Below are 528 nucleotides of genomic sequence, written 5' to 3'. Positions count from 1 at the left end.
GCTGTAAAGGACACTTTTTATATTATTTTGCTTTATTGCGAAGTTTAGAAATTCTTTTATAGTGCTTTTGTGAAGCTTAAAGTCCTGTGGCAAGCCGGCTGCTTTATTAAAGCTAGCGTCCATAAAGCCCGCCTTATCGCTTTGATAGCCAAGCTCGTTTTTGTCTTTAAATTTCACGCTATAAATGCTTTGCTGTGTATCTTTTGTAAGCCCAAGTCGTTGTAAATTTTGTGCTATGTCTTTTGTTTTTTCATTATTTGCAAGAGCGTTTTGAAATTTGACACTTTCAGACTGCTCTTTTTGAAGTTTCCTTGCTTTTGCCTCAGTAGCTACTGTGCTATACTTTTGCGTGCTAACACTAAAAATGCTCATTTACGATCCTTGCTTATCAAATTTATATGTAGTAAGCAAGGAGTGTTCCAATTTTCTTAGCGGATAATCCTTTGAAAATCAGTCATTATTTTTGAATACTGTGGTCCAGCGTAATCAAAATATGTTTTATCTGCATTATATACTTGTAAATAGTAT

At 34.3% G+C, this 528-nt stretch carries 1 pseudogene; it reads right to left on the bottom strand.

Features of this window, described 5'->3' with window-relative positions:
* Positions 1-372, bottom strand: a pseudogene (locus tag CYP64_RS00765) (hypothetical protein); the annotation flags it as partial.
* Between the last annotated feature and the right edge of the window lie 156 nt (positions 373-528).

Source organism: Campylobacter concisus (genome assembly GCF_002913945.1).
GTDB lineage: Bacteria > Campylobacterota > Campylobacteria > Campylobacterales > Campylobacteraceae > Campylobacter_A > Campylobacter_A concisus_P.
This window is presented reverse-complemented; position numbering and strand designations above follow the sequence as displayed.